The sequence below is a fragment of the Dyella agri genome, from assembly GCF_044904705.1.
Taxonomy (GTDB): Bacteria; Pseudomonadota; Gammaproteobacteria; order Xanthomonadales; family Rhodanobacteraceae; genus Rhodanobacter_A; species Rhodanobacter_A agri.
Window position 1 is genome coordinate 176,516 of record NZ_JADIKL010000003.1, and the last position, 26,420, is coordinate 202,935.

The 26,420-nt window shown below is 68.1% G+C and carries 23 protein-coding genes and 1 other RNA gene; 14 read left to right on the forward strand and 10 right to left on the reverse strand.

The features are described from left to right. Positions 1–84: 84 nt before the first annotated feature. Both ISP14_RS06740 and ISP14_RS06745 read right to left on the reverse strand, forming a co-directional pair. A complete protein-coding gene (locus tag ISP14_RS06740; protein WP_404537436.1) occupies positions 85–1,425 on the reverse strand; it encodes an aminopeptidase P N-terminal domain-containing protein in 1,341 nt (446 codons plus the stop codon). Then, complete coding sequence (locus ISP14_RS06745; protein WP_404537438.1) at positions 1,422–1,991, reverse strand: UPF0149 family protein; 570 nt, start codon at positions 1,989–1,991, stop codon at positions 1,422–1,424. Before ISP14_RS06745 ends, ISP14_RS06740 begins: the two co-directional genes overlap by 4 nt. Positions 1,992–2,114: 123 nt before the next feature. Between ISP14_RS06745 and ISP14_RS06750 the strand changes: the two genes are divergently transcribed. From ISP14_RS06750 to ISP14_RS06770, 5 genes are all read left to right on the forward strand, one after another. Then, positions 2,115–2,354, forward strand: a complete 240-nt coding sequence (locus ISP14_RS06750) for a TIGR02449 family protein (RefSeq protein WP_404537440.1) — start codon at positions 2,115–2,117, stop codon at positions 2,352–2,354. Positions 2,355–2,358: 4 nt separating this feature from the next. Next, the gene (locus ISP14_RS06755) at positions 2,359–2,709 is read left to right on the forward strand and encodes a cell division protein ZapA (RefSeq protein ID WP_404537442.1); all 351 of its coding nucleotides are present in this window, start codon (positions 2,359–2,361) and stop codon (positions 2,707–2,709) included. 12 nt (positions 2,710–2,721) lie between these two features. Continuing rightward, positions 2,722–2,908, forward strand: a non-coding RNA gene (gene ssrS / locus ISP14_RS06760) — 6S RNA. A gap of 64 nt (positions 2,909–2,972) precedes the next feature. Continuing rightward, complete coding sequence (locus ISP14_RS06765) at positions 2,973–3,593, forward strand: 5-formyltetrahydrofolate cyclo-ligase (RefSeq protein WP_404537444.1); 621 nt, start codon at positions 2,973–2,975, stop codon at positions 3,591–3,593. Continuing rightward, a complete protein-coding gene (locus tag ISP14_RS06770; protein WP_404537446.1) occupies positions 3,590–4,057 on the forward strand; it encodes an EVE domain-containing protein in 468 nt (155 codons plus the stop codon). The genes ISP14_RS06765 and ISP14_RS06770 overlap by 4 nt, the downstream gene beginning before the upstream one ends. Before the next feature lie 102 nt (positions 4,058–4,159). On the opposite strand, the gene kch is transcribed toward ISP14_RS06770, so the two are convergent. Then, positions 4,160–5,359 (reverse strand): voltage-gated potassium channel protein, encoded by a 1,200-nt coding sequence (gene kch, locus ISP14_RS06775; protein ID WP_404537448.1) that lies wholly within the window; start codon positions 5,357–5,359, stop codon positions 4,160–4,162. 107 nt (positions 5,360–5,466) lie between these two features. On the opposite strand from kch, the gene rpiA reads away from it, so the two are divergent. Beyond that, a complete protein-coding gene (rpiA, locus tag ISP14_RS06780; protein ID WP_404537450.1) occupies positions 5,467–6,108 on the forward strand; it encodes a ribose-5-phosphate isomerase RpiA in 642 nt (213 codons plus the stop codon). An 18-nt stretch (positions 6,109–6,126) separates the two neighbouring features. Here the strand turns inward: rpiA and ISP14_RS06785 are convergent, their stop codons facing one another. From ISP14_RS06785 to ISP14_RS06800, 4 genes are all read right to left on the reverse strand, one after another. Further along, positions 6,127–7,767, reverse strand: a complete 1,641-nt coding sequence (locus ISP14_RS06785; RefSeq protein WP_404537452.1) for a L,D-transpeptidase family protein — start codon at positions 7,765–7,767, stop codon at positions 6,127–6,129. Between the two features lie 98 nt (positions 7,768–7,865). Beyond that, positions 7,866–9,221, reverse strand: coding sequence for an alkaline phosphatase family protein (locus ISP14_RS06790; RefSeq protein ID WP_404537454.1), 1,356 nt, complete (start codon positions 9,219–9,221; stop codon positions 7,866–7,868). A 94-nt stretch (positions 9,222–9,315) separates the two neighbouring features. Next, the gene (locus ISP14_RS06795) at positions 9,316–10,926 is read right to left on the reverse strand and encodes a glycoside hydrolase family 30 protein (protein ID WP_404537456.1); all 1,611 of its coding nucleotides are present in this window, start codon (positions 10,924–10,926) and stop codon (positions 9,316–9,318) included. 161 nt (positions 10,927–11,087) lie between these two features. Further along, positions 11,088–14,027 (reverse strand): TonB-dependent receptor, encoded by a 2,940-nt coding sequence (locus ISP14_RS06800; protein ID WP_404537458.1) that lies wholly within the window; start codon positions 14,025–14,027, stop codon positions 11,088–11,090. Positions 14,028–14,269: 242 nt separating this feature from the next. Here ISP14_RS06800 and ISP14_RS06805 point away from each other — a divergent pair, with 242 nt between their 5' ends. Next, complete coding sequence (locus tag ISP14_RS06805) at positions 14,270–14,971, forward strand: murein L,D-transpeptidase catalytic domain family protein (RefSeq protein ID WP_404537460.1); 702 nt, start codon at positions 14,270–14,272, stop codon at positions 14,969–14,971. Positions 14,972–15,056: 85 nt separating this feature from the next. Here the strand turns inward: ISP14_RS06805 and ISP14_RS06810 are convergent, their stop codons facing one another. Together ISP14_RS06810 and ISP14_RS06815 are read right to left on the reverse strand one after the other, a co-directional pair. Next, a complete protein-coding gene (locus tag ISP14_RS06810) occupies positions 15,057–16,997 on the reverse strand; it encodes a chloride channel protein (RefSeq protein WP_404537461.1) in 1,941 nt (646 codons plus the stop codon). A gap of 152 nt (positions 16,998–17,149) precedes the next feature. Further along, positions 17,150–17,566 carry a hypothetical protein gene (locus tag ISP14_RS06815; protein ID WP_404537462.1) on the reverse strand — a complete coding sequence of 139 codons (417 nt, stop codon included), beginning with the start codon at positions 17,564–17,566 and terminating at the stop codon, positions 17,150–17,152. A gap of 195 nt (positions 17,567–17,761) precedes the next feature. Here ISP14_RS06815 and ISP14_RS06820 point away from each other — a divergent pair, with 195 nt between their 5' ends. Genes ISP14_RS06820 through ISP14_RS06850 form a run of 7 tightly spaced genes read left to right on the forward strand, consistent with a single transcriptional unit; the run spans position 17,762 to position 24,307 of the window. Beyond that, positions 17,762–18,484 (forward strand): FadR/GntR family transcriptional regulator, encoded by a 723-nt coding sequence (locus tag ISP14_RS06820; RefSeq protein ID WP_404537465.1) that lies wholly within the window; start codon positions 17,762–17,764, stop codon positions 18,482–18,484. Further along, positions 18,481–19,413 (forward strand): 2-dehydro-3-deoxygalactonokinase, encoded by a 933-nt coding sequence (locus ISP14_RS06825; protein WP_404537467.1) that lies wholly within the window; start codon positions 18,481–18,483, stop codon positions 19,411–19,413. The genes ISP14_RS06820 and ISP14_RS06825 overlap by 4 nt, the downstream gene beginning before the upstream one ends. Then, positions 19,407–20,036 carry a 2-dehydro-3-deoxy-6-phosphogalactonate aldolase gene (locus ISP14_RS06830; RefSeq protein ID WP_404537469.1) on the forward strand — a complete coding sequence of 210 codons (630 nt, stop codon included), beginning with the start codon at positions 19,407–19,409 and terminating at the stop codon, positions 20,034–20,036. Before ISP14_RS06825 ends, ISP14_RS06830 begins: the two co-directional genes overlap by 7 nt. Next, complete coding sequence (dgoD, locus tag ISP14_RS06835) at positions 20,033–21,181, forward strand: galactonate dehydratase (RefSeq protein WP_404537471.1); 1,149 nt, start codon at positions 20,033–20,035, stop codon at positions 21,179–21,181. Before ISP14_RS06830 ends, dgoD begins: the two co-directional genes overlap by 4 nt. 5 nt (positions 21,182–21,186) lie before the next feature. After that, positions 21,187–21,954 carry an SDR family NAD(P)-dependent oxidoreductase gene (locus ISP14_RS06840; RefSeq protein WP_404537473.1) on the forward strand — a complete coding sequence of 256 codons (768 nt, stop codon included), beginning with the start codon at positions 21,187–21,189 and terminating at the stop codon, positions 21,952–21,954. A 17-nt stretch (positions 21,955–21,971) separates the two neighbouring features. Continuing rightward, a complete protein-coding gene (locus ISP14_RS06845; RefSeq protein ID WP_404537475.1) occupies positions 21,972–22,862 on the forward strand; it encodes an SMP-30/gluconolactonase/LRE family protein in 891 nt (296 codons plus the stop codon). Positions 22,863–22,915: 53 nt separating this feature from the next. Then, the gene (locus tag ISP14_RS06850; RefSeq protein WP_404537477.1) at positions 22,916–24,307 is read left to right on the forward strand and encodes a sugar porter family MFS transporter; all 1,392 of its coding nucleotides are present in this window, start codon (positions 22,916–22,918) and stop codon (positions 24,305–24,307) included. A 6-nt stretch (positions 24,308–24,313) separates the two neighbouring features. On the opposite strand, the gene ISP14_RS06855 is transcribed toward ISP14_RS06850, so the two are convergent. Continuing rightward, positions 24,314–26,326, reverse strand: a complete 2,013-nt coding sequence (locus tag ISP14_RS06855) for an MGH1-like glycoside hydrolase domain-containing protein (protein ID WP_404537479.1) — start codon at positions 26,324–26,326, stop codon at positions 24,314–24,316. Between the last annotated feature and the right edge of the window lie 94 nt (positions 26,327–26,420).

Sequence of the window (26,420 nt, forward strand, 5' to 3'; positions counted from 1 at the left end):
AGCGGCGGGGCGCGATCGTCGAGTGGCGATCGCGCCCCGGGCTTTCTTCGCCGCTGTGCCGGCCGATGCGGAGCCGGCAACATGTCAACGCCCGGCCAGCAGCGCCTCGATCTCCACCGGCTCCTTCGGCACGGCGGCGCTGAGCACCTCGTTGCCGTCGCGGGTCACCGCCACATCGTCCTCGATGCGGATGCCGATGCCGCGCCAGCGTTCATCCACGCCGGATTCGTCGGGCGGCACGTAGATGCCGGGCTCCACCGTCACCACCATGCCCGGCTCCAGCACGCGCGAGACGCCGTCGATGCGGTAGTCGCCCACGTCGTGCACATCCAGACCCAGCCAGTGGCCGGTCTTGCTGGGGAAGTAGCGCTTGTAGCTGCCTTCGGCGATAGCGGTGTCCGCGTCGCCGCCGATCAGTCCCAACGCGCACAGGCCTTCGGCGATCACCCGCACCGCGGCGTGGTGCGCGGCATCGAACGGCCGGCCCGGCCGCACCTCGTCGATCGCGGCGAGCTGGGCGGCCAACACCACCTCGTACAACGCGCGCTGCTCGCGGCTGTAGCGGCCGTTGATCGGGATGGTGCGACTGATGTCGCTGGCGTAGCAGTCCAGCTCGGCGCCGGCGTCGATCAGCAGCAGGTCGCCGGCGTCGAGCCGGGCGCGATTGTGCTGGTAGTGCATCACGCAGGCGTTGGTGCCAGCGGCGACAATGGGCGTAAACGCAGGCACCGCGCCGCGGCTGCGCAAGGCATGCAGCAGCTCGGCTTCCACCTCGTATTCCTGCCGGCCCGGCAAGGCGCCGCGCCACGCGGCGAGGTGGGCCTCGCCGGCGATGCCGGCGGCGGCACGCATCAGCTTCAGCTCGCCACGCGTCTTGTACAGGCGCAGGTCGTGCAGCAGGTGGCCCAGCGCCACGAACTCCTTGGGCACCACGCCGCCGCCGCGCAACTGGCGCAGGCGACGCATCCAGCCCAGCAGCTGCGCGTCGAATGCAGGCTCGCGGCCGAAGTGGCAGTACACGCGCGCCCTGCCCTCGATCATGCCGGGCAAGATGTCGTCGATGTCGTCGATCGGGAACGCGTCGTCCATGCCGTAGTCGGCCACCGCGCGCTCGGTGCCGATCGAGCGTCCGTGCCAGCGCGCCTGCTCGGCGTCGCGCTCGCGGCAGAACAGCACCACCTCACCGTGCAGGCGGCCGGGCAGCAAGGCCAGCACGGCGTCGGGCTCCGGGAAGCCAGCGAGGTAATGGAAATCCGAGTCCTGCCGGTACGGCCAGGTGGCGTCGGCGTTGCGCAGGCGCTCGGGCGCTGCGGCGACCAGCAGCACCGCGTCCTCGCCGGCCATCTGCATCAGCTGGCGGCGGCGACGGGCGAATTCCTCGCCGGCGATCGCCGGCACGGCGTTGCGATCGGCCGGCGCGTTCAATGCAGACGGTCGCTGCCGGGCTGGCCGTGGCGGCCGGCGGATTCGGTGTACAGCAGCAGCGCGCCCACGCGCAGGAATTCCTGCACCTCGATCAGCGCGTCCTCGTCCTCGGCGGCGTCGCCGAAGTCGAACGACGAGGCGGCGATGGTGCCCAAGTCACGCAGCACTTCCTGCGCGTCGTTCGACAACTGCGCGTGCGCGTCGGTACCGGCGAGGCCGAAACCGCCGAGGAAACCGCGGCACCAGTCCACCAACGCCTCCGCCCGTTCGGCCAGCGGGCGGTCGGCGTCCGGCAGCAGCGGCTCGAAGCTCAGTTCGGGGTCGGCCAGCGCGTCGCGGCACTGCTTCAGCAGCCCGTCCAGCGCGGCCTGATCGGCCGGCGCGGGCGTGACGCTCTCCGCACCGTCCAGCTGCAGCGCGGCCAGCAGGTTGCCGCCGTGCGGCGCGGCGCCGCCGGCCAGGTAGCCGCACAGCGAACCGTGCAGTTCGCTGGCGTCGACGCCGAGGCGCAGGCGCACGATCAGCGCATCCAGCTGGTCGTGACTGAGCGGTTCGGTAGCCGGCATGGGAGCGTTCCTCGGGGATGGCTCGCCATTCTACGCCAGGCATGCCGCGACGCCTCTTCGGCAGCGGCCGGATGCGGTGAAACGCCCCCTGTCCCGGCGCCCCGTACTGCTATAGTTCCGCGCATGAACCCCTCCGACTCCCTTCCGCCCGACACCGTCCAGCTGGAGCTGGAGGCGCTGGGCCGCCAGGTCGACCGCCTGCTCGATACCGTGCGTCGGCTCAGCGAGGAAAACCGCAGCCTGCGGCACAGCCAGGAACAGCTGTCGGGCGAACGCGCCAACCTGCTCGCGCGCAACGAGCAGGCGCGCAGCCGGGTCGAGGCGATGATCCAGCGACTGAAGTCGCTAGAAGGCAATGGCTGAATCGATGAGCACTCCCGGCAACAACGATCCGGTCGCACTGCGGCTGATCGACCGCGAATTCCTGATCGCCTGTGCGCCGGAAGAGCGCGACGGCCTGGTCGAGGCGGCCGCCCTGCTCGACCGCAAGATGCGCGAGCTGCGGGCCAACGCCCGCGCGCCCAGCTTCGAACGGCTGGCTGTGCTGGCCGCAGTGAGCATGACCCACGAGCTGCTGGTGCTGCGCAAGCAGCAGGGCGGCCACGACCAGCAGACCGCCCACCGCCTCGCCACGCTGCGGCAACGGCTGGAGTTCGCGCTGGAAAACGCCGACCCTCAGCATCATGGCGCGGTAGCGGATTTGCTGCCAAAAGCCTAGAATCGTCCTCGGCGTTTTCTGCGGTGTGCGCCGGCACACTCTTACATTTGCCTTGTTCCTAAATACGGCCCCGGGTCGGCTTTTCATCGGTCGTTGTGCATGTCCGCCGCGTGCGGAAAGCCTTGAGGCCATGTCGCCCTCCCACCTGATCCATCGTGGATCAAGGTCGTTTGGTGGGCAGCGGCATCGCGGTTGACGCCACCTCATTCCCGCCCCGTCCGTCCCTGACGGACGGGGCGCCTTTCGATGGAGATGCGCGACCCGTGGACGCTGCCGCCCACCGCCGCGAACTGCGCCAGCAGCTGGCCGAGCGCCGCCGCGCGCTGCCGCCGCCGGCCCGCATGGCCGCCGCCCAGGGGCTGCGCCGTTCGCTGGAGCGACTGCCCGAATACCTCACCGACGTGCGCGTGGCCGGCTACTGGGCCACCGGCGGCGAGTTGCCTCTGAACCTGGTGATCCCGCCCCTGCTCGCGCGCGGCCAGCATTTCATGCTGCCGATCCTGGCCAAGGAGAAGCAACTGCACTTCGCGCCGTGGCGCGAAGGCGACGCAGTGGCGCCGAACCGCTACGGCATCCCCGAGCCGGTCGCTCCGCGCGAATGGTTCGCGCCGTTCCAGCTCGACCTGGTGCTGGTGCCGCTGCTGGCCTTCGACCGCCGCGGCCATCGTCTCGGCCACGGCGGCGGGTACTACGACCGCAGCTTTGCCTTCCTCAAGGATCAGGCCCGCCCCACCGAACCGCTGCTGGTCGGCGTCGCCTACGCGTTCCAGGAAGTCGAAAGCCTCGAAGCGGAGCCCTGGGACGTGCCGCTGGACTACGTCGCCACCGACCGCGAACTGATAGCTTGCAGCAACACCGGACAGGACGGAGCCGCCCACGCATGAGCCCGCGCGAACACCACTACTGGCTGATGAAGTCCGAACCCGACGCGTTCTCCATCGACGACCTCAAACGCAAGAAGCAGGAAGCCTGGGACGGCGTGCGCAACTACCAGGCGCGCAACTACATGCGCGATGGCATGCGCGTGGGCGACAAGGTGTTCTTCTACCACTCCAACTGCGCCGAGCCCGGCATCGTCGGCATCGCCACGGTGGCCACCGACGCCTACCCCGACCCCAGCCAGTTCGACCCCAAGAGCAAGTACTTCGACCCCGGCAGCTCGCGCGACAATCCGCGCTGGCTGCTGGTGGACGTGAAGTTCGTGAAGAAGCTCAAGCGCACCATCACGCTGAAGGAATTGCAGGCGGATGCGGCGCTGGACGGCATGGTGCTGGTGCGCAAGGGCAGCCGGCTGTCGGTGCAGCCGGTGGAGGCAGGGCACTGGGAGCACATCCTCGCACTGGAGTGATGGCGCGCGCCGCGCCTGCATCTAGAGCGTCATCTGCAATCAAAAGCGCCCTCTCCCCCAACCCCTCCCCCGCAAGCGGGCGAGGGGAGGTCGTATGTACGCTCACCCTTTGCCCGGCACCTGCTGGAACACTCGCTGCAGCACGAAGTCCCCGGTAACTTCCTCCCCCGACAGCAGCATCGCCATCAGCTCGCCACCCAGCACCTGCGGCGCGATCACCACGTCCGGCTGCACCAGCCTGACCCGGCCGAGATGGCTGGCATCGTTCACCGCGGCCACCGTGCGCGCGCTGCCGGCCAGCTCCTTGACCGCCAGCACCACGAAGGCGTTTTCCGAGTCGTCCGCCATCATCGCCAGCACGGCCTCGGCCTTGTGCGCGCCGGCCTGGCGCAGCACGTCGAGGTTGCTGGGATCGCCCACCACCACGTCCACGCCGGCCAGTTCGCCTTCCGCCGGCGTCTCGCGCAGCAGGCGCGTGACCGGCTGACCGCGCCGCGCCAGCTCGCGCCAGGTGTTGATCGCCAGCGAGGAGTTGCCGATCACGACGAAGTGGTCTTCCCGTTTCATGTCCGAACCCTTGCGGTTGACGATGCGTTGCAGGCTGCGGCTCACCATCGGTGCGATCACCGCGGTCAGCGAGGTGGCGAACACCGCCACGCCGAGCACGATCACCGACACCGCAAACAGCTTGGCCTCCGGGGTCACCGGCACGATGTCGCCGTAGCCCACCGTGCTCATGGTGACCATCGCGTAGTACAGCGCCGTAGTGAGGTCGGTGATCGCCGGCCGGAATTCCGCACCCAGGTAGTAACTGCCGAAGGTGGCGTAGATCAGCAGCATCGCCACCGAAGTCAGCGCGAACAGCGTGCTGGCCGCCACGCTGGAGCGGTCGAACTGCCGCCACGCCGCCAGCAGCGCCGCCAGCAGCAGCAGGAAGTAAGCGAACAGCACGTGCGCGTGGTGCGCGCCCAGCAGCAGGTTCGCCAGCGCGGTGGTGGCGAGCAGCAGCGCCATGGTCCAGGCCAGCCGCGAGCGCAGCAGCAGGCCGATCGCCATGGTCAGCAGGCCCAGCCCGATCAGCAGCGGCGGCAGCACGCCGGGTTTCAGCGCGAACTGGCCGGCGGCGAGGCGCCCGAGGTAATGCTGCCAGTCCGCGCCCAGGTCCAGCCGCAGCAGCGCCAGTGCGCCCAGCCCCAGCAACAGCGCCAGTGGAACCTGCGGGAACCAGTACGGTGTGCGCAACAGCCGCTGCACGCGCTGCAGGCTGGCGCGCCAGCGTTGCCGTGTCGTCCTCAACCACACGATGCGTCGTTCCCGGGCTCCGGACAGGGCTTCACCGTAACACGCGGTGCGTGCGACGGATGCGCAAATCGGGGATCATGGCGCCCTTTCCAGCCTCCGGTGCCGCCATGAGCCAACCCAACGAAAAGAAACTCGCCGGCGAAGCCGCGCTGCGTTATGTCGAGGACGGCGCCATCGTGGGCGTGGGCACCGGCAGCACGGTGGCGTTTTTCATCGACGCGCTGGCCAGCATGAAGGACCGCATCAAGGGTGCGGTGTCCAGTTCCGAGCAGTCCACCGCGCAGCTGAAGAAGCATGGCATCGACGTGCTGGACCTGAACGCCACCGGGCCGCTGTCGATCTACATCGACGGCGCCGACGAGTGCGACCCGTTCCGGCGCCTGATCAAGGGCGGCGGCGCCGCGCTCACCCGCGAGAAGATCGTGGCGGCGGCGGCGCAGAAGTTCGTCTGCATCATCGATTCCAGCAAGCGCGTGGATGTGCTGGGCAAGTTCCCGCTGCCGATCGAGGTGATCCCGATGGCGCGCAGCCTGGTCTCGCGCGAGATCGTGAAGCTGGGCGGCCAGCCGGTGTGGCGCGACGGCGTCACCACCGACAACGGCAACTGGATCATCGACGTGCACGACTGGCGGATCGCCGACCCGGTGGCGCTGGAACAGCAGCTCAATCAGCTCGCCGGCGTGGTCACCGTGGGCCTGTTCGCGCAGCGTCCGGCCGACGTGGTGCTGGTCGGCGACAAGGAAATCTGAGCTACCGCCGGGCACGGCTCACGGAGCCGCGCCCGGCAAGGCATCCAGCGGCGAGCCGCGGCGTCGGTCCAGCGCGGCCAGCAACTTGCCGTCGCGCTCGTAGATGTCCGGCCGGAAGCTGGGCCGGCCATCGTCGTGCAAGTCCACCGTCCAGTAAGCCAGCAGCAGCGGCACCGGCCGGGCCACGTTCACCGTCTGCGTCTTGTCGGTGTCGATCGCGCGGTCGAGCGCCGCCTTGTCCCACTTCGCCGGATCGTCCAGCAGCAGTACCGCCAGCTCACGCGGGTGCTCCACGCGGATGCAGCCGGAGCTGAAGTCACGCCGGTTCGCGTCGAACAACGCCTGGTGCGGCGTGTCGTGCAGGTACACCGCGTAGGGATTGGGAAAACGGATCACCAGCCGCCCCAGCGCATTGCCCGGACCGGCGTCCTGGCGCAGCACGATGCCGCGCGGATTGTTCCAGTTCACGCTCTGCGGCGGCACCGGCTGGCCCTTGCTGTCCAGCACGCGGATGCGGTTGGCGGCGAGGTAACCGGGGTTGGCGCGCACTTTCGGCAAGATGTCGTTTTTCAGGATGGTGGGCGGCACGGTCCAGGTCGGGTTGAGCGTCATGTAGGTGATGCGCGACTTGAACACCGGCGTGCTGCGGTAGGGCTTGCCCACCTGCACGCGCGAACTCCACGCAGGCTTGCCGTCCTTGTAGTAGCTGACCTTGTAGCCTGCGATGTCGACCACCACGAAGTTGCCATGCACCTGATGCAGCAACCAGCGCGCACGCTCCAGGTTCACCCGCAGCTGGTCGATGCGCTGGTTCACCGACACGTTGAGCGCGGCACGGGTGGCGGCGCCCACGCTGCCGTCGACGGCGAGGTACTGGTCCTGCTGGAAGCGCTTCACCGCCGCATGCACGGCGGCATCGTAGTGTTCGCCGGTGGCCTCGTCGGCCGGCAGGTAGTTGCCCGCGACGAGCCGCTGGCGCAGCAGCGGCACGCGCGCATCCTGCATACCCGACTTCAGCGTCGGGCCATCAGGCAGTTCGGGCCAGCCGCCACGCTGCGCCACCGTGCGCAGCTGCACCAGCGCATCGCGCAGCCGCCCGTACAGCGGATTCTGCGGCCGGGCGCGCGCGAACAACTCGGCCACCTGGCCGCTGTCCACCGCATCGATGGCGGCTTGCAGGCCTTGCGCCGGATCGAGCGGGCGCGCCTCGAAATTCCACTGCGGGTCCAGCGTGGCCGGCGCGACCTTGCCGCGATACAACTGCACCAGCGCGGCAAGATAGGCGTCGCTGGCGTACAGATCGAAGCGCGCACGCTGCGCCGGCGAGGCCTGGCCGCTGTCCAGTGCGGCACGCATCGCCTTGAGCCGCGACAGGCCGTAGTCCTCGGGGTCGAGTCCGTCCGAGACCGTGTCGGCCAGCGCGGCCAGCAACTGGTCCAGCGTGGCCGGCTTCGTCCACGCAGGGGTGAACTGGCGCTGCCGGTAGAAATCCGTCAACGCGCCTGCCTGCGTGGACGCCGTGCCGGCGGGCGCGGCGAGCTGCTCCACCTGACTGCGGATGCTCGCCGCCTCGGGGTCCGGCGTCTGCGCCCGGCTCGCCAGCGGCAGCAGGCACAAGGCGATCAGCCATACGCGCGAACGCAACAACAAGGACAACATGGCCGGCATCCTTCACTCCCTGGCGATGCTTCCGTATATAACGCATCGCGCATGATCGGACGATGATAAGGCGCCCGATGCCACCAGGCTGCGACCGCTCAATCGCCCGGCGCGAGGATGTCCGTCAGCGGCTTGCCCTGCACGCCGTCGAAGCGGATGTGCAGCAGACGCGCAAGCGTCGGGGCGACGTCGATGTCGGGAAACGCGGAAATTTCCCCCGCAGGCCGGACGCCATGGCCGGCGGCGATGAAGATCGCCTGCATCAGCGGATCCGAGTTGGGGTAACCGTGGGCGCCGACCTGCAGCGTCGGCGCGTCGTAGTGGCTGGTGTCCTTGTCGTTGAATTCGTAGTCGGCGGCGGCATAGAGCAGCAGGTCGGGCGCCTGGTTGCTCACCGCCGGCGTGGGCCAGCCACGCAGCGCGGCTTCGTCCGGCGTCAGCGCCGCGCGGATGCCGGGCTTGCCGGCGAACAAGGCCTTCAGCGCCTGCCGCGACGCCAGGTCGGCGTGCTTCTGGAACACCAGGGCGAAGCCGCCCTCGGGGATGCAGAACGCCGGCTGGCCGGCGCTGCCGCCCTGCAGCCCCGCCTGCCGCAGCAGCACGTCGGGGTTCAAGCGGTGATGGACGCTTTGTTGGCCATGGTCAGAGACGATGACGAAGGTGGTGTGGTCCAGTTCACCGGTTGCGCGCACCGCATCGACGACCTCCTTCACCCGGTCGTCGAGGAAGGCGATGGTGTTGCGCCCCGCGTCGTTGCCGTAGCCGGTTTCGTGCTCGATGCTGTCCAGCGCCAACAGGTGCAGCAGCAGCAAGTCGGGATGATGCCGCCGGATGATGTCGACGGCGGCGCGGGTATAGATCAGGTCGCGCCACGCCTGCGAAGGCGCACCGAAATGGACGAGTTCGTCGCGCGTGACCACGCCATCGCGCACCAGCTCCTGCTCGATGGCGCCATCGGGATCGGGATTCTCGGGAAAGCGCCAGTCGATGGTCGGCGCCTTCATGACGGCGACCCAATCCACTTCGGCCGTGGTGAGCCCCGCCGCATGCGCGGCGTCGTAGACGGTGGGCACGGCGACCAGCGTGGATTTCGGCGCCTTCATGTCGATGTACGGCGGCGTGGCCTGGCGCTGGTTGACGATCAGCCCGTTGACCAGCACATGGTGCCGGCTGGCATCGACGCCGGTGACCATGCTGGTGTGGTTGGGCCAGGTGATGGTGGGGTTGATCGGCTGCATGGAAACCGCATGCGCGCCCTGGCGCATCAACGCATGCAGGGTCGGCGCCGGCAGCTCGGGATCCTTGAGGCTCCCGGCGCCGAAGGCGTCCAGGCTGATGACGATCACCCTGGGCCGCGCCGTGGCCGCCTGTGCACCGGGCGCCAGCACGGCGGTGCCGGCAAGAAACATGGCCACGGCCGGCAGGTGTCGCCGCCAGATGCTGCCTGGATTCATCGCGCGATTCTCCATCGTGGAAAAACTTCGCCGGCATGCGGCATGGACCGGCATCGTCGGCAACCTGTCGCGAGCGCGGCACATGCGATCCGCCTCATCGCGCACCACCCGGCACGTCCAGCGCCGCACCCGGAGTAACGGCGTGCAGCGCCTTCTCCAGGAAGCGGCGCGTGCGCTGTTCCCATGAGCCCGCGGCCAGGTTCGGATTCCACCTGAGCGTCGCCACGCTTTCAGGCGGCATCGTGTACTCGAAGTACACCTTGTCCTGCGCCACGCTGAAACGGCGCGCCTGCGTCTTGCTGTTGACCACCACCAGCACCACCGATCCGTCGTCGGCGTTGCGGAACGCCACGTTGTTGAAATCCGGACCGCTGGCAGTGGACCACACGCGCACGGCGCCGGGCAGCACGAACTGGCTGTAGTGGGCGAACGCGTAGTACTCGTCGTTGCGGCTCACCTCGCCGGTGCGCGAGTCGATCACGACCATGCCCTTGCAGTTGTCGCAGCCGCCGATATGCGGTCCATGCTGTTCATCCAGCGCCAGGTTCCAGTAGACCACGCCGCGCGCCCAGTTCCGCAAGCTGCCCAGCAGCAGGTCGCGCGCGAACCAGAGCAGTTCGCCGTTCTTCGCGGACTCCCAGTCGCCGCCCGAGCATTCGGTCACGTAGGTGTCCTGGCGCGGAAAGGCGCGATGCACGCGGCTCTGCGCGGCCGGGTCGCCCTGGTAGCAATGCCAGGCAATGCCATCGAGATAACGCGCGGCAGTGGGGTCGGCGAGTTCGCTCAGGGGCTGCTCCGGCGCATTCCAGTTATGGTCCCAGCCGAGGATGCGGGTCTGCGGATCGCGGTTGGCCAGGGCTGGCCCGAGGTACTGGCCGATGATCCGCGCGCGCACCGCCGCGGACAGCACCATGCCGGGATAGGTCTGCGGTTCGAAAGAAGGTTCGTTCTGCACGGTCAGCGCCCAGACCGGGATGTCCTGGGCGCGAAACGCGTCGACGTATTTGACGATGTATTGCGCGTAAGTCGCTTCGTACTGCTCCAGCAGCGTGCCACCGATCAGGCTGTCGCCGCTCTTCATCCATGCCGGCGCGCTCCAAGGTGTGGCGATGACATGCAATTGCGGGTTGACCGCCATCGCACCGCGCACGATGGGTATCACCTCCCGCATGTCGGCGGCGATGTTGAAGTGCGCCAGCCCGGGATCGAGCTGGCCGGCGGGAAGATCGTCCAGCGTGTAGGGCTTCAGCGAGAAATCCGAGGCGCCGATGGTCAGCCGCAGCATCTCCAGGTTGAGGCCCGGCGGTGGCCCGAACATTTCCCGCAGCAGCGCGAAGCGCTGCAGCACGCTCATGCGGTTCTGCATCAGCCAGGCCGACGAATCGGTCAACGCCGCGCCGAAACCGACGATGCTCTGGAAGGTCCTGCTGGTGTCGATGACGATGTCGGCCGTTGCCGCTGCCGTCGTCGATGACGACGCAGGCGCGGCAATCGCAACATCCGGCTGTTGGACCAGGCGCAGCCGGCGATCCTGCGTGCTCAGCCACGACTCGACCGCCGGCCCCGCCGGCAGCGCCACCGGCAGCAGCAGGGTTGGCGCGGGCGGCAGGCGCAACGGCAGGCGCGACACCGCCAGCGCGCACACGGTGAGCACGGCCATCGACGCGACGGCGGCCCAGCCGGGAGTGCCCTTGCCTTCATCCATGCACGGCGCCCGTGCTGCGGAACCCCGTCGATGGCATCGCAATCACCATGCCTACCGCATTCGAAATCATGACCAACCTCATCTCAACGTCTGGAACACGCGCCTACCGTGGCGCTGCGCCGGGCGGCGGCAAGGCACCGCCCGGCGCAGGTTCTCCGAAGCTACAGCTTGTAGTTGAAACCGAGCAGCACGGTGCGCCCCCAGGTGTCGTACCACAGCGGCATGGTCATCGGCACATTGTTGGCGAGCGTGGCGTACTGCACCTGCACGTCCGGCGAGTTGGACAGGTTGTTCACCTGCAGCAGGATCGACAGGCCGTTGAGCGAACCTTGGCTGAAGTCGTATTCCAGTTGCAGGTCGGTCTGCCGGTTCGCCTGGATCTTCGTGTAGCCGAGCTGGTCGAACAACGCCACCGCCTCGCCGGTGAACGAGGAGCGGTAACGCTGTGCGATGCGCGCCGAGAACCCGTTACGCTCGTAGTACAGCGTGATGTTGCCCACCTTGTGCGACAGGCCGGGCAGCGTCTTGGGTCCGCCCGGAATCTCCGAAATGGAACTGGTCGGGATGGTGCTGTTGGTCAACGAGTAGTTGGCCTGCACGCCGAAACCTTCCAGCGCGTGCGCTAGCAGGCCGCCCTCCAGCGAACCGGCCAGCTCCAGGCCGTTCATCGAACCGCCGGTGCCATTCTGCGGCAGGGTGAAAGAGCCGGTGTCGCTGGTCGGCGTCAGCGTCGGCGTGTTGTTGATGTAGCTCTTGAAGCTGTAGTCGAGGATGGTCTTGTTGTAGATGTAGTTGAGGAGGTTCTTCTTGAAGACCGCCACGGACACGTAGCTGGCCTTGCCGAAATATTTCTCCCACGAGATGTCGGTGCCCACCGCCACGTAGGGCTTAAGCAGCGGATTGCCGCCGCTGCCCGACCAGACCACCTGCCCCGCCTGCGGGCCTGCGGTGACCCTGGCTACGCTGGCGGAGGAGGAAACCTTCTCGTCGTCGATACGGCCGCGCGTCATGGTCTTGGCCAGGCCGAAGCGCAGGTACTGGCGATCGCCCAGCGTGGCGACCAGGTTCAGGCTGGGCAGCACGTTGTTGTACGTGGTTCCGCCATGGAGCTGGCCCACCAGCGTGTTGCCGTTGGTCTGCAGCGCCGTGGACGACTGGTCGGTATGCACGAACTGCACGCCGACGTTGCCGCGCAGCGGAAGGCCTGCCAGCTCCGTCTCGATGTTGAACTTGGCGTAGGCCAGCGGAACCTTCTCCTCCACCGTGTAGTTGCGGCTCCAGTCGCCCTGGCCGTTCTCCGGCGTGAGATAGAACTGGTTGTACAGCGCCCCCAGCACGTTGTAGTTGAGCGCGGCCGGGATGCCGCCGTAGCCCAGCGAGGTCGGCCCATAGAGGAAAGCCGGGCTGACCGGCGCGCTGAACGTGCTCTGGTAGGTAGCGCTGGTGTCGCCGTTGCCATTGAGCCACGCGAAGTTCACGTCGGCGTGCTTGGTCTTGGTGCGGTCGGAATAATCGAAGCCCAGATCCATCCCGCTGAAGATCCACCAGTTCAGCGAGCGGCTCACCTGCAGGCGCAGCGCGTTGATGCGATCTGTCTGGCTGTCGAACTCCTCGCGACCGTTGTAGCCCCAGCCCGCCGGATCGGTGAAGACCACGGTGGACGGATCGGCCAGGTTCGCGGCCGGCGAGAAATCCGGATAACCGGGGCCGCCCGGCGTGTAGAAGTTCACGCTGGTCGTTCCGCCGTTGGCGAGCCCGCTGAACAGATAGGCGTCGTGCAGCTTCACCCGCGCCGAGGACGAGGACAGGTCCAGCGAGGTCGTCCAGTCGCCGAGGTAGAGCTTGTTGTTCCAGCCGATCGAATACAGCTTGTCGTGTTCCTTGTTGTAGTCGTTCTGCAGGATGGGTGCGATGCCGCTCATGGTGCCCGAGGTCGCCACGGGCAGCGGCGAGCCGGGCGAGATGCCCACGTTCGAATAGGAAATGCCGTCGTACGGCGGGCCGTAGACGTTGCTGTTCCACGACACGCCGTTCTTGAACGCGCGCTTGTTGAAGGTGGAGTAGTACATGTCCAGCTTGGAGTAGTACGTCTCGTTGGGCGCCCACTCCAGCACGGCCATCAGACCGTCGCGCTTCTGTTTCTGCGACTGCGCGAACAGCTCCATGCCTTGCAGCGCGTTCACGTTGTCCGGCATGCCGGGCACGGTCGGGGCGCCCCAGTTCTGGTCCATGCCCGCACTGCCGTTGTCGGCGCCCCACCACCAGGCCTTGTAGTGCTTCAGCTGGGTCGGCTGGTCGAGTTGCGCGAAGCCGATGGCGACGCCCAGCGTGTGGTCGAGGAACTGGTCGATGTAGGAGAAGCTGGCGCGATGGCCGTTCTCGCTGGTGCCGGTGCCGGGATTGAGGTTGCCGTTGGTGTTGTGGTCGCCGCGCAGGTTGAACACCATGGTGCGCTTGGACAGATCCAGCGGATTGATGGTCTGCAAGTCCACCGTGCCGGCCAGGCCCTGGCCGATCACGCTGGCGTCCGGCGTCTTGTACACCGTGGCGCCGTTGATCAGCTCGGACGGGTACTGGTCGTACTCCACGCCGCGGTTCTCGCCGATCGTCGCCTGCTCGCGGCCGTTCAGCGTGGTGCCGGCGAAATCCGGCGACAGGCCGCGGATCGAGATGGCGCTGGCCTGGCCGTCCACGCGCTGGGTGGCCAGGCCCGGCAGGCGCGCCAGGCTGTCGGCGATGCTTACGTCCGGCAGCTTGCCGATGTCCTCGGCGGAGATGGCCTCGACGATGTCGTCGGAGTTCATCTTCGTGTTCAACGCATTCTGGATGCTGCTGCTGATGCCGTTCACCACCACGGCACTGAGCTGGCTGGCGGCCACCTTGGGCTTCTTGCCGTTGGCCGGCGCCGGTTTCTGCTGCTGCCCCGGCGTCGCCTGCTCGCCCGTGGCCGGTTTCGCCTCGCTCTGGCCCGTGGCCTCCTGGGCCAGGACCACGCCGCCCGGTGCGGCGCAAAGCCATGCGGCGGCACACGCTACAACCAACACCCGCCGATCCACTGAAACAGTACGTCCCCCCGACATCCTCATCTGACGACTACCCATCAGCTTTCCTCCCTGGTCGCTCCTGTTGGAATACCCCTGCTTCCACCGCGCCATCGTGCACGGCGCCACGTGAAGCGTTTTGTGAAGAAGAAGGCATCCGCCCCATACGGGCCGTCTTCTCCAGGTGGCGCCGCCTGCGCTCAGGCAGGCGTGCCAACGCCCACAGCATATAGAAAGCGCGAACGGACTCTTAACGCCTTGCGATTAGCATCAACGCTTTGCCCTGCCGTGCTTCCTGCTTGATGAACTCCATCGTTCGCCGTGTCGCCATGCTGGCGGCACTCGCCTCGAGTGCGGGCCTGCTCCCCGTCCACGCCGCCGAATCCCCGCTGGCTGCCGCGCTGCACAAGCTGGCGCCGGCGGCGAATCCGGCGGTGATCGCGCTGGCACTGCAGGCCACCGATTGCGCCGCCGCGCGCGGCCTGCCGCCATCGGACCGGCTCGCCGTGATCGACTACTCGCTGCCCTCCACCGAACCGCGGCTGTGGGTGTTCGATCTGGCCCATCGCAAGCTGCTGTTCCACGAACTGGTCGCGCACGGCCGCAATTCCGGCGGCGACCTCGCCACGCAGTTCTCCAACCGGCCCGACAGCCTGGAATCCAGCCTGGGGCTGTTCCGCACGCTGGGCACCTACGATGGCCACAACGGCTACTCGCTGCGACTGGAGGGGCTGGACCCCGGCTTCAACAGCAACGCACTGCAACGCGCGCTGGTGATCCACGGCGCCGCGTACGTCGATCCGGCGCTGGCGCACAAGGCCGGCCGCATCGGCCGCAGCTGGGGCTGCCCGGCCGTGCGCACGGCGGTGGCGCATCCGCTGATCGACGCGCTGAAAGACGGCCAGTACGTGTTCTCCTACTACCCGAACCCGCAATGGCTAGGCGCGTCGCGCAACCTGCAGTGCCATCCCGCGCAGACCGCCACGGCCAGTCTGGCGCATTGAACGCGGCCTCGCGGCCCTGGTCGGCACCAGGCACCGCCCATGAAAAACGGCCCGCATGGGGCCGTTTTTCGTTATGCCGCTCGGATCACTCGGCGACGTGGCCTGAGCCTTTGCGGACGCCGGCTGATGCGTCTTCCGGGCGCGGCTTGAGGCCGTCGCGGAAGCGCAGGTAGCGCGAGGAATGGCGCGCCTCGCGCAGGCGCCGCCCGTGCGCAGCGAGGATGTCGCCGCGGGTGAGGATGCCGACCAGCGTGTGCGGGTCGTTCTTGCCCACCACGACCAGGCGGCCCACGCTCTCCGCCACCATGTGGTCGGCCGCCTCGCGCAACGAATGCTCTTCGCTCACCGCGATCGGCGGCCGCGTCACCAGCTCGCCCAGAGTCAGCGTGTAGTGCCACTGCGGATCGAGCAGGCTGCGGCGGGTCAGCACGCCGCGCACGTGACCGCGCTCGTCCAGCACCGGGAAGCCCTGGTGCAGCGACTCCGGCGTGCTCTCGTTGAGCCAGCGGCGCACCTCGGCCAAGGTCTGCGTGGTTCTCAGCGTCACCACGTCGCGCGCGCAGGCATCGCCCACCACCACCTGATCGAGGTAATCGGCCGCGTACTCGGCCGGCACGCGCACGCCGCGACGGGCGATCTTCTCGGTCATGATGGTGTTGCGCATCATCAGCGCGGAGATCAGGTAGGCCGCGGTACAGCCGCCGAGCAACGGCAGCAGGCCGGCCGGCTGGGCGGTGGTTTCGAAGGCGAACACCACCGCGGTGAGCAGCGCGCGCGACGCACCGGCGAAGATCGCCGCCATGCCCACCAGCGCGGCGATGCGCGGGTCGACGCCGAAGTGTGGCGCCAGCATCGTCACGCCGATGCCCATCATCGCGCCCAGCGCACCGCCGATGGTGAACAGCGGCGCCAGCGTGCCGCCCGAGGTGCCGCTGCCCAGCGAGATCGACCACGACAGGAACTTCATCGCGCACAGGAAGGCCAGCGCCGTCAGCGTCAGCCGGCCGTTCACGATGTCCTCGATGTTGGTGTAGCCCACGCCCAGGGTCAGCGGCGCGAAATAACCGACCACGCCTACCGCCACGCCGCCGATTGCCGGCCACCACATCCAGTGGATCGGCAGCTTCTCGAACAGATCCTCAATGCCGTAGACAATGCGCGTGGTCCACACGCTGATCAGGCCGACCACCGCGCCGATCAGCACGTAGGTGGCCAGCGCCATGCCGCCGGGCGACGCCAAGGCGGGCATCGCGAACACCGGTTCGGTGCCCATCAGCACGTAGCGCACGCCGGTGGCGGCGACGCAGGCCAGCGCCACCGGGATCAGCGAACGCGGGCGAAGTTCGAACAGCAGCAATTCCACCGCCAGCACCACCGCGGCGATCGGCGCCGAGAAGATTGCCGACATGCCCGCCGCCGCGCCCGCCGCCAGCAGCACCTTGCGCTCGCTGCCGGTGACCTTGAGGATCTGGCCGATGAAGGAGCCCAGCGCGCCACCGGTGGCGATGATCGGGCCCTCTGCGCCGAACGGGCCGCCGGTGCCAATCGCGATCGCCGAGGAAACCGGCTTCAGGAAGGTGATGCGCGGCGGGATCTTCGACTCGTTGAGCAGCACCTGCTCCATCGCCTCGGGGATGCCGTGGCCGCGGATCGCGCGCGAGCCCCAGCGCGCCATGAAGCCCACGATCACGCCGCCCAGCACCGGGATCAGCACCACCCACCAGCCCAGGTGCGGCACCGCATCGGCCGGCGAGGAGAACGCGACGGAGACGCGGCCGTAGAACGCCAGATTGGTGATCAGGCCGATCAGCATGGTCAGGATCTTCGCGATCAGCGCCGCGCCCATGCCCAGCACCACCGACACTGCCGTGATGCGCAGCACGCGGCGATCGACCAGGGTGGAGCGGCGCGGCATCTTCGCCGCGTCCAGCGTCGCACCGAGCGAAGGAGACAATGGCAGCGCATCGGTGCTGCCCACGGTGCGCACGTCGGTGTGACCGAGCGAATTGTCAGCCGGGGATGTCATGAAAGGGGCCGCCGCGACTCAAAGGCGAAAATTCTACGCCCCGCCCGGCACGAACCGAAGCAGCAGGATTTTGCGTGAATCCACCCGTCGCGCCATCGATCACGCACGGAAAGAAGGGCGGTTGCCCGCCCTCCTTCCGCAAGACGACCGGCTCAATGGTGCATCAGCCCCAGCATCATGCCGCCGAACAGCAGCGCCAGCACGAGCGCCAACACGAAGAAGATCACCATGTAGACCAGCTGCACCAGGCAGGACTTGCCGTAGCCGACCTGGCTGCCGTCCTGGCCTGGCAGCAGCAGGTTGATGATCAATGCACCCACCAGGAACTGTGCGACAAACGACAGCAGGTGGCCCATGCCGCCGTGCAGGATCAGCCCTACCACCCCCGAAGCCAGCCACGACACCACCACTGTGGCGAGCGCACGCGCAAAGGACGGCATGTGCCCCACCACCATCCGGTACGCCAGGCTGAGCAGCAGCGCCGAAACCAGCACGCCGACCACGACCGTCAGCAGGATGGCCACCAGGCCCATGCCCGCAAACACACCCAACATGGAAATCCCCAACATAGATCCTCCCCCGTTTCCGATGAAGCGCCGCGGCCCCTCTGCCCCGGCTGCAGTGCCAGCGTAACCGATGGCACGCCGGCATGGCGGCGACCGCACCGGCAAGGGTGACGTCTCCGCCTCGACCTGCTATAAGATAATGTATTACAAATAATGACCACGGACGCGGGCCCCAAAGCCGCGGCAAGGAGAACAGGCATGGTAAAGCCCGTCATCGTGCGCAACCTGCACGGCCAGGTGGTCCAGGAACTGGGCCGGCTGATTGTCGGCGGCGAGATCGCCCCCGGCGAAAACCTGCCGCGGGAGGAGTTGCTGGCCGGACGCATGAACGTGAGTCGCACCGCGCTGCGCGAGGCGATGAAGGTGTTGTCGGCGAAGGGCCTGATCGAGTCGCGCCAGAAGACCGGCACCCGCGTGCGCGACACCATCCACTGGAATCAGCTGGACGCCGACGTGCTGGCCTGGCGCTGCGCCTCGATGCCCACCGAGGATTTCGTCGAGAAGCTGGTGGAAATGCGCGAAATCATCGAGCCGGCCGCCGCCGCCGCCGCCGCGCGGCGACGCAACCCCGAACAGATCGACCGCATCGAAGCCGCCTACCAGGCCATGGCCGCCTCGAACGACCGCGAGGAATGGTCCGTGGCGGACCTGGCCTTCCATGAAGCCGTGCTGCACGCCACGCACAACGAACTGATGATCTCGCTGTTCGCGGTGATCGAGACGGCGCTGGGCAGCTACCTGGCCTTGTCGGCGCTCAAGGCCAGCGACTTCAAGTATTCGCTGCCGCACCACAAGAAAGTACTGGATGCCATCCGCCGCCGGCAGCCCGAAGTGGCGCGCGAGGCGATGCAGAAAATGGTGGCCGATTCACGCAGCAACATCCGACGCCACGCCAAGAGCCGATCGGCTCCCAAAGCATGAGCGGACTGATCGCACTCGACTGGGGCACCAGCAGCCTGCGCGCTTTCCGCTTCGACGGCGAGGGCCGACTTGAGGAAACGCGAGCGCGCCCCTGGGGCATCCGCCACCTGCCGGAAGGCGGCTACGACGCCGCACTGGCCGAGATCACCGGCGGCTGGCCTGTGCTGCCGCGCCTGGCCTGCGGCATGGTGGGCAGCCGCAACGGTTGGCGCGAGATGCCTTACCTCGACACGCCCGCGAACGCGGCACAGCTCGGCGGCGCACTCGGCAGCCTGCGTGCCGCCGATGGCTTGGACGTCCATCTGGTGCCTGGCCTGCGCGACCCGTTCGGACCCGACGTGATGCGCGGCGAGGAGACCCAGCTGATCGGCGCGATGGCGCTGCGCCCCTCGCTGGCCGAAGCCGCCACCTTCATCCTGCCCGGCACGCACAGCAAATGGGCCGAGGTGCGCGATGGCGCAGTGGCCGGCTTTCGCACCTTGATGACCGGCGAGTTGTTTGCGGTGCTGCGGCAGCATTCCATCCTCGGCGCCACCGGCGCCGAGGCCGTGAACGACGCGGAAGCGTTCGCGCGCGGAGTTGCCAGCGCGCGCGACAGCGGTGCAGCAGGCGCGCTGAGCCGGCTGTTCTCCACCCGTGCGCTGATGCTCGACGGCGCGCTGGCGCCCGCATCGGTGCCCGACTATCTCTCCGGCCTGCTGATCGGCGAGGAGTTCCGCGCCGCGCTGGCCGGCGGCCTCGGCGGCCGCGACACACCGTTGCAGCCGATCGGCGACGCCGCGCTGTGCGAGCGCTACCGCCGCGCCGCCGTGCTGTTCGACATCGAACTGCCGCCGCCCATCGCAGACGCCGCCGCCCATGGCCTGTGGCGACTGGCCACGCAGGCCGGGCTGGTCCACGACGCTTTCCAGGAATCCCGCGCATGCTGACTCCGTGGCTCCAACCCTTGCCGCTGGTGGCGATTCTGCGTGGCCTCACGCCCGGCGAAGCAGTGGCTATCGGCCGCGCCATCGTCGATGCCGGTTTCCGCGTGCTGGAAGTACCGCTCAACTCGCCGCAACCTTTCGACAGCATCGCCCTGCTCGCCGAGGCACTCGGAAAGGATGTGCTAGTCGGCGCGGGCACGGTGATGACGCCGGCCGGCGTCGATGCCGTGGCGAACGCGGGCGGCCGCCTGATCGTGATGCCGCACGCCGACGTCGCGGTGATCCGCGCTGCCAAGGCCGCCGGCCTGCTCTGCGTACCCGGCGTCGCTACGCCCACCGAGGCTTTCGCGGCGCTGGCCGCCGGCGCCGATGGCCTGAAGCTGTTCCCCGCCGAACAGGCCGCGCCCGCCGTGCTCAAGGCCTGGCGCGCGGTGCTGCCGCGCGAGGTGCCGGTGTTGCCGGTGGGCGGCATCACCCCCGACACCATGGCGCCATGGGTCGCCGCCGGCGCCGCCGGCTTCGGCATCGGCTCCGCGCTGTTCGCACCCGGCCGCTCCCTCGACGACACCGCACAACGCGCCCGCGCCTTCGCGCAGGCCTGGCACCTTTTGGATACGCACGCATGAAGATCACCAAGCTCACCATCTACAAGGTGCCGCCACGCTGGCTGTTCCTGCGCATCGACACCGACGCCGGCATCAGCGGCTGGGGCGAGCCGGTGGTCGAGGGCCGGGCGCATACCGTGGCCGCCGCCGTCGAAGAACTGGCCGATTACCTGGTCGGCAAAGACCCGCGCCACATCGAGGACCACTGGAGCGTGCTCTACCGCGGCGGTTTCTACCGCGGCGGTCCGGTGCTGATGAGCGCGATCGCCGGCATCGACCAGGCGCTGTGGGACATCAAGGGCAAGGATCTCGGCAAGCCGGTGCACGAACTGCTCGGCGGCCCGGTGCGCGACCGCATCCGCGTGTACTCGTGGATCGGCGGCGACCGTCCCGCCGATACGGCCAAGGCGGCGAAGGACGCGGTAGCACGCGGTTTCACCGCGGTGAAGATGAACGCCACCGAGGAGCTGCAGTACGTCGACACCCACGACAAGGTCGAACGCGTACTGGAGAACGTGCAGGCGATCCGCGACGCAGTGGGCCCGCACATCGGCATCGGCGTGGACTTCCACGGCCGCGTGCACAAGCCGATGGCCAAGGTGCTGATGCGCGAACTGGCGCCGTTCAAGCTGATGTTCATCGAAGAGCCGGTGCTCTCCGAATACCTGGAGTGCATCCCCGAGCTGGCCGCGATCTCGCCCGCACCGATCGCACTGGGTGAACGGCTGTACTCGCGCTACGACTTCAAGCGCGTGCTGCAGACCGGCGGCGTGGACATCATCCAGCCCGATCCCTCGCACGCCGGCGGCATCACCGAAACGCGCAAGATCGCCGCGATGGCCGAAGCCTACGATGTGGCACTGGCGCTGCATTGCCCGCTGGGCCCGATCGCGCTGGCCGCCAACCTGCAGCTGGATGCGGTGTGCCACAACGCCTTCATCCAGGAGCAGAGCCTCGGCATCCACTACAACGCCGGCAACGACCTGCTCGACTACGTCACCGACCGCAACGTGTTCGCGTATGCGGATGGCTACGTCAGCATGCCGAAGGGTCCCGGCCTGGGCATCGAGGTGAACGAGGCCTACGTGGCCGAGCGCGCGGCGGTCGGCCATCAGTGGCACAACCCGATCTGGCGCCATGCCGACGGCAGCGTGGCGGAATGGTGAGCACGATGACTTCCATGTATGCCAGCTACCCCAGCCTGCAGGGCCGCAGCGTGCTGATCAGCGGCGGCGCCACCGGCATCGGCGCCGCCTTCGTCGAACACTTCGCGCGACAAGGCGCGAAGGTGGCCTTCCTCGACATCGACGAGGCCGGTGCGCAAGCACTGCTGGCTTCGCTGCAAGACGTGGCGCACGTACCGGTGTTCCAGCGCTGCGACGTCACCGACCTCGACACGCTGCACGGCGCGATCGCCGCCGCACGCGAACAGATCGGCCCCGTCGCGGTGCTGGTCAACAACGCCGCCAACGATGTGCGCCACGCCATCGGCAGCACCACGGCGGAGCAGTTCGACCGCAGCGTGGCGGTGAACCTGCGCCACCAGTACTTCGCTACCCAGGCGGTGCTGCCGGACATGCGTGCGCTGGGCGGCGGTTCGGTGCTCTGCCTCGGCTCGATCGGCTGGATGAAGAAGAACGGTGCCTATCCCCTGTACGCGATGGCCAAGGCTGCGGTGCACGGGCTGGTGAACGGACTGGCGCGCGAATTGGGCCGCGAGCGCATCCGCATCAACGCGCTGGTGCCGGGCTGGACGATCACCGAGAAGCAGCGCCGGCTGTGGCTGGATCCACAAGGCGAGGCGGAGATCGCGCGCATGCAATGCCTGCCCGACTTCGTGATGGCCGAGGACCTCGCGCGCATGGCGCTGTTCCTGGCTGCCGACGACAGCCGCATGTGCACCGGCCAGTCCTTCATCGTCGACGGTGGCTGGGTGTGAGCGTGACAGGCGCCCCGATGCAGGCCGTACTGGCAGCGGACAACACCTTGGGCGAAGGCATCGTCTGGTGCGATCGCGCACAGGCGCTGTACTGGACCGACATCCACGCTTCCGTGCTGTGGCGACACACGCCATCCAGCGGGGAGACGAAACAGTGGCGCCTGCCCGAGCGCCTCGCCTCGTTCGCGCTGTGCGAAGCGGACGGCTGGCTGCTGCTGGCGCTGGCCTCGCGGTTGGCGTTCTTCCGCCTCGCCGACGGCGCGCTGCACACGCTTTGCGACGTGGAACCCGCGCTCCCCACGCGCTGCAACGACGGCGCCTGCGACCGCCAGGGCCGCTTCGTGTTCGGCACCTTGCACGAGCCTGCCGATGGCGGCCCGAAACAAGCGATCGGCGGCTTCTGGCGATTGAACGCCGACCTCACCCTGGAAAAACTGCCACTGGAAGGCGTGGCGATCAGCAACAGCCTCGCCTTCAGTCCCGACGGCGGCACGATGTATTACTGCGATTCGCTCGCGCGTACGATCCGTTGCTGCAGCTACGGCGACACGCTGGGGCCGTCGCGCCTGTTCGCCGACCTGCGCGGCAGCGCAGGCGAACCGGACGGCTCCGCCGTCGACGCCGAAGGCGGCCTGTGGAACGCGCAATGGGGCCTGGGCCGCGTCGTGCGCTATCGCGCCGACGGCAGCATGGACCGCATCCTGCCGCTGCCGGCCAGCCAGCCCACCCGGCCTGCCTTCGGCGGCGCCACGCTCGACACGCTCTACGTCACCAGCGCCCGCGACGGCCTCGATGCCGACGCACTGGCGCGCCAACCGCAGGCCGGCGCGCTGTTCGCCGCGCGCGCCGATGCGCGCGGCCTGCACGAGCCACGCTTTGCCGGCACGCCACCCGGTGGCGCGCCATGAACAGCATCATTGCCAAGTAAGCCACCTGCACGGCATCCAACGGGGAGAGACCGATGACCGCTACCACCGCACCACCCGCCGCCACGCACGGCAAGGCCACCGCGATTTTCGTCTGCATCCTCGCCGCGCTGGCGGGCCTGATGTTCGGCCTGGACATCGGCGTGATCGCCAACGCGCAGCAGTTCATCCAGAAGGACTTCGGCATCAACGACGACACCATCGGGTGGATCGTCAGCGTGATGATGCTCGGTGCCGCGCTGGGCGCATTGGTGGCTGGCTGGCTTTCCAGCCAGCTGGGTCGCAAGCGCACGATGATCCTTGGCGCCGTGCTGTTCGTCGGCGGCTCGGTGTTGTGCGGCCTGGCATGGACGCCCGACGTGCTGATCGTCGGCCGCCTCGTGCTGGGTGTCGCCATCGGCCTGGCCAGCTTCACCGCGCCGCTGTATCTCGCCGAGGTGGCGCCCGAGTCCATTCGCGGCGCGATGATCTCGATATACCAGCTGATGATCACCATCGGCATCCTCGTCGCGGCCCTGTCCGACGCCGCCCTCAGCTACACGCAAAGCTGGCGCTGGATGCTGGGCGTCATTGCCATCCCGGGTGCGCTGTTCCTGCTCGGCGTGGCCTTCCTGCCGGAAAGCCCGCGCTGGCTGATGATGCGCAACCGCCAGCCCGAGGCTGAGCAGGTGCTGCAGAAATTGCTGGGCAACCGTGACGCCATCGCCAGGGAAATCAGTGAAATCAAGGAGCAGCTGAAGACGCCGCAGAACGGCGTGCAGATGTTCCTGCAGAACGCCAACTTCCGCCGCTCGGTGGGGCTGGGCATGCTGCTGCAGGTGATGCAGCAGCTCACCGGCATGAACGTGGTGATGTACTACGCCCCGCGCATCTTCCAGGGCATGGGCTATGCCACCGAAGCACAGATGTGGTTCACGGTCATCGTCGATCTGGTCAACGTGCTGGCCACCTTCATCGCCATCGGCCTGGTGGACAAGTTGGGCCGCAAGCCCATCCTCTACATCGGCTTCGTGGTGATGACGATCGGCCTGGGCGTGGTCGGCACCATGATGCACCTGGGCATCCACACGCATGGCGAGCAGTTCTTCACCGTGGGCATGCTGCTGGTGTTCATCGTCGGCTTCGCGATGTCGGCCGGCCCGCTGATCTGGACGCTGTGCTCGGAGATCCAGCCGCTCAAGGGCCGCGACTTCGGCATCGGCTGCTCCACCTTCACCAACTGGGTGGCCAACTGGCTGGTCGGCCTCTCCTTCCTGCCGCTGCTCAACGGCATCGGCCAGGCGCAGACGTTCTGGCTCTACGCCGCCTTCAACGCCGTGTTCATCGTACTCACCGTCTGGCTGGTGCCGGAAACCAAGGGCGTCACGCTGGAGCAGATCGAGCGCAAGCTGATGGCGGGCAAACCGCTGCGGCAGATCGGTCAGTAGGCCCGATCAGGGCAGGCGCCGGCCCGACTCGCCGGCGTCTGCCCGCAACAGCAGCAGATAGCTCGCGGCGGACCAGCTGAAGTTCTGCGACTGGTAGCCCAGCCCGGTCAGCGGGTCGTAGTTCTCGCGGAACGTTGCCTGTCCCTTCGCCAGCCCGTTCGCGTTCAACACCAGCCGGCGCGCCATCGCATCGGCTTCCGCGTGATAGCCGTAGCGCCGCAGCGCCTCGACGCCGAACAGCGACTGATCCATCCATACCGGCCCGCGCCAATAGCCCTTGACCGGCGAGAAGTGCGGATCGTCCGCGGACAGCGTGGGGAACGGCATCGCCGTGGCGAACTTGCGCGCGTCCATCATGGTCTTTTCCACCGCCGCAGCCTGCGCGGCCGTCGCCACACCGGCCCACAGCGGCGTCCAGCCTTCCGAGCCGTAGACGCGCACCAGATCGGGCTTGCCCAGCTTGGCATCGAAGAACCAACCCCGCTTCGCGTCGTACATGCGCGACTGGATCGCGGACTTCGTCGCGGCGGCTTGCGCCTGCCACGCCGCCTGGTCCTGCGGCTTGCCAAGGGTCGCCGCGATCCGCCCCAGATCGAGCGCCTCGCGGTAGAGGTAGGCGTTGAGGTCGACTGACTCCTGGTCCATCGACCAGGCATGCTCGCCGTTCTTCAACATCGCGACGCCATCGAAGCGCACGGCATTGTCCATGCCGCTTTCCCACTTGGCCGCGATGGCGGTGCCATCGGTGGCGCCGTATTCGGCCAGGCCGTTGCGGTCGTGGTCGCGCGCCGTGAACCACCAGCGGTGGTAACGCACCAGCTTGTCGTACATCTCGGCGAGGAAGGCGCGGTCGCCGGTGGCGCGGTAGATCTCCCACACCGCCCAGGTCGCCAGCGGCGGCTTGCTATCGCGCCAGTTGTCGTCCGCCCGGTTGAGGAAGACGCAATCGGGGACCATGCCGTCAGCGGCCTGGTAGTCGAACATCGCGCGGATCTGGTCGCGCGCCAGCGTCGGCGCGAACCAGGCCAGCGCGGCCGCGTGCTTCCACGAATCCCAGGCCCAGAAACCGTTGAAGTCGGGATTGGAATAGGCCGGGATGACGCCGTCATGGTGCAGGTCGCCGCGCGCCGCACGCCAGTTGCCGATCAGGGTGACGACGGCCTTTGCGGCCACGCGTCGCGCCACGTCGTCGGACAGGCCGGCAAGGCGGCTGACGCCGGTGGATGTCAGGTAAGCCGCCCAGCGTGCGCGATTGGCGTCCCACGCCCGGGCGTAATCGACGGCGGGCGGCTCCGCCTGCGCGTCGTAGCGCAGCGTCTGCACCACGTAGAGCGTGACCGGCTTGCCGGCGTCGAGGTGCAACGGCTTGTCCAGCGCGATGCGATAGTCGTTGCCTGACACGGTGGCGCGGCCCGTCATCGCGCTGTCGGCATGCAGCTGTGTGGTGAGCGTGGAAGACGCTTTGGCGAAGTGCTGTGTCACCACATCGCCGTTGCCGTCGAGGTGGCTGCCCGCCAGCGACATGCCGCCGCCGCTGACCGCCAGATCGATATCGCGCGACTTGCCCGCGCTCAACTCGATGCGCACCAGCGCGTGCCACGAGTCCGCGAAGAACAGCGTCTGTCGCACGTCCAGATCATCCGCGGCGAACCTGCGCTCCAAGGCTCCTGGCACGGCGTGGCTCGCCACTTCCCTCAGCGCGATGTCCTGCTTGCCGCCCGCATCGCGCAAGGCCAGCGCGGCGAAGCGCAAACCCACCCATTGCCCACTGCCAAGGCTGTGCACGAAGGGGCCGGAGAAACCCGTGCCCACATCGCCGGCGCGCGGCAGGCTGTAACCCTGCCACGCCCCCATGTCGAAGAAGATGTTGAAGCTGCGATCCGCCGCCGTGCGCGGCGTGCCGTGGAAATCGAGCAGGTCCTGGTACTGCGCGGCGGACTGCTTCGCCGGCGCAGCATACGCGCCACAGGCCGTGATCATGGTCGCGGCGAGAATCAGGGGCTTGATGAGTGGACGCATGGAACCGTGTCTCCTTTGAGCTTGCTTGCCCGGCCGTGCGGCCTCCCGAAAACTCGCCGGCCCGCACCCCATCAGCCACGAACATGACTGATGC

Bases quoted from the DNA above. Each gene is read 5' to 3' on its own strand.
- ISP14_RS06745 (WP_404537438.1), bottom strand. From the start codon at position 1,991: ATGCCGGCTACCGAACCGCTCAGTCACGACCAGCTGGATGCGCTGATC.
- ISP14_RS06750 (WP_404537440.1), top strand. From the start codon at position 2,115: ATGAACCCCTCCGACTCCCTTCCGCCCGACACCGTCCAGCTGGAGCTG.
- ISP14_RS06755 (WP_404537442.1), top strand. From the start codon at position 2,359: ATGAGCACTCCCGGCAACAACGATCCGGTCGCACTGCGGCTGATCGAC.
- ISP14_RS06770 (WP_404537446.1), top strand. From the start codon at position 3,590: ATGAGCCCGCGCGAACACCACTACTGGCTGATGAAGTCCGAACCCGAC.
- rpiA (WP_404537450.1), top strand. From the start codon at position 5,467: ATGAGCCAACCCAACGAAAAGAAACTCGCCGGCGAAGCCGCGCTGCGT.
- ISP14_RS06785 (WP_404537452.1), bottom strand. From the start codon at position 7,767: ATGTTGTCCTTGTTGTTGCGTTCGCGCGTATGGCTGATCGCCTTGTGC.
- ISP14_RS06790 (WP_404537454.1), bottom strand. From the start codon at position 9,221: ATGAATCCAGGCAGCATCTGGCGGCGACACCTGCCGGCCGTGGCCATG.
- ISP14_RS06795 (WP_404537456.1), bottom strand. From the start codon at position 10,926: ATGGATGAAGGCAAGGGCACTCCCGGCTGGGCCGCCGTCGCGTCGATG.
- ISP14_RS06800 (WP_404537458.1), bottom strand. From the start codon at position 14,027: ATGGGTAGTCGTCAGATGAGGATGTCGGGGGGACGTACTGTTTCAGTG.
- ISP14_RS06805 (WP_404537460.1), top strand. From the start codon at position 14,270: ATGAACTCCATCGTTCGCCGTGTCGCCATGCTGGCGGCACTCGCCTCG.
- ISP14_RS06810 (WP_404537461.1), bottom strand. From the start codon at position 16,997: ATGACATCCCCGGCTGACAATTCGCTCGGTCACACCGACGTGCGCACC.
- ISP14_RS06815 (WP_404537462.1), bottom strand. From the start codon at position 17,566: ATGTTGGGGATTTCCATGTTGGGTGTGTTTGCGGGCATGGGCCTGGTG.
- ISP14_RS06820 (WP_404537465.1), top strand. From the start codon at position 17,762: ATGGTAAAGCCCGTCATCGTGCGCAACCTGCACGGCCAGGTGGTCCAG.
- ISP14_RS06825 (WP_404537467.1), top strand. From the start codon at position 18,481: ATGAGCGGACTGATCGCACTCGACTGGGGCACCAGCAGCCTGCGCGCT.
- ISP14_RS06830 (WP_404537469.1), top strand. From the start codon at position 19,407: ATGCTGACTCCGTGGCTCCAACCCTTGCCGCTGGTGGCGATTCTGCGT.
- dgoD (WP_404537471.1), top strand. From the start codon at position 20,033: ATGAAGATCACCAAGCTCACCATCTACAAGGTGCCGCCACGCTGGCTG.
- ISP14_RS06840 (WP_404537473.1), top strand. From the start codon at position 21,187: ATGACTTCCATGTATGCCAGCTACCCCAGCCTGCAGGGCCGCAGCGTG.
- ISP14_RS06845 (WP_404537475.1), top strand. From the start codon at position 21,972: ATGCAGGCCGTACTGGCAGCGGACAACACCTTGGGCGAAGGCATCGTC.
- ISP14_RS06850 (WP_404537477.1), top strand. From the start codon at position 22,916: ATGACCGCTACCACCGCACCACCCGCCGCCACGCACGGCAAGGCCACC.
- ISP14_RS06855 (WP_404537479.1), bottom strand. From the start codon at position 26,326: ATGCGTCCACTCATCAAGCCCCTGATTCTCGCCGCGACCATGATCACG.